General features: G+C 42.1%; 2 protein-coding genes. Both read left to right on the forward strand.

Going from position 1 to position 1,051, the window contains the following annotated elements; all coding sequences use genetic code 11:
- Positions 1 to 304 (forward strand): phage tail protein (locus PROVALCAL_RS14715; protein ID WP_006660111.1); only part of this gene is annotated, 304 nt, incomplete at its 5' end.
- Entirely contained in the window at positions 301 to 1,044 is a 744-nt protein-coding gene (locus PROVALCAL_RS14720; RefSeq protein ID WP_006660112.1) for a phage minor tail protein L, read from the forward strand. The genes PROVALCAL_RS14715 and PROVALCAL_RS14720, both read left to right, overlap by 4 nt.
- Positions 1,045 to 1,051 lie beyond the last annotated feature (7 nt).

The raw sequence follows: 1,051 nt of genomic DNA on the forward strand, positions 1-1,051 counted from the left end.
TCCAGTGGGTGAGTTCAAACACCGAATAAAAGAGGTTGAGTTTGGTGATGGCTATAAGCAAGTCGCCGGCGATGGCATTAACACGGAATCTCAATCATGGTCATTTGTTTATACAGGTCATAAATCTGAGGTAATGCCTATTTTTTCCTTTATCCGGTCGCACACAGCAAAATCATTTATCTGGGTTCCACCATTTGGTGATAAAGGTCTGTATCGGGTGAAGGCAGATTCCATCACATTAAAGCCAATTGGCGGTAGCTCTATCACTATAACAGCAACGTTTGAACAGGCATTTAGTGCATGAACATAACATCAGATATTCAAAAGTTAGAGCCTGGTCATAAGGTTCAGTTAATTGAAGTAGATGGCAGTGAGTTTGATGGTCCTATTCTTCGCTTTCATGCCTATAACTTGCCGCATACACCACAAGACATTGACGCCTCTGGCGGTGATATCAAACCTAAGCCTATTTGGTGGCAAGGAAATGAATATGGCGCATGGGCTTATGAGATTGAAGGGATGGCTAAAAACAGTGATGGAAGCCCAGCTAGACCACTATTAAGAGTGGCTAATATTAATGGTTTGATATCTTCTCTATGCCTACAGTTTGATGATATGGCTCAGGCAAAAGTCACTATTTATGAAACTTTTGCTCACTATCTGGATGCTAAAAACTTCACTGATGGAAACTCAACAGCAAACCCTGACGAGTGTTTTACGCAAGTGTATTACGTTGACCGTAAAACGAATGAAGTAGCAGGTGAAGTGGTTGAGTTTGAGTTATCTAGCCCGTTCGATTTGCAAGGAATTATGATACCCGTTCGCCAGATACATAATCTCTGTTTCTGGTGCATGAAAGGTGATTATCGAAGTGGGCGAGGATGTAACTATACCGGCAATAAATATTTCGATGAGCGTGGAGAGCCGGTTGATGATCCAGCATTAGATAAATGCGGCGGACTTATTAGTGATTGCAAAAAACGCTTTGGTGAAAATGAGCCCTTGGATTTTGGAGGGTTCCCAGCAGCGGGATTAATTCGATGATCACAAA

The sequence above is a fragment of the Providencia alcalifaciens DSM 30120 genome, from assembly GCF_000173415.1.
GTDB classification, from domain to species: domain Bacteria; phylum Pseudomonadota; class Gammaproteobacteria; order Enterobacterales; family Enterobacteriaceae; genus Providencia; species Providencia alcalifaciens.

Coding starts and splice junctions, on each gene's coding strand:
- PROVALCAL_RS14720 (WP_006660112.1), top strand. CDS start 301: ATGAACATAACATCAGATATTCAAAAGTTAGAGCCTGGTCATAAGGTT.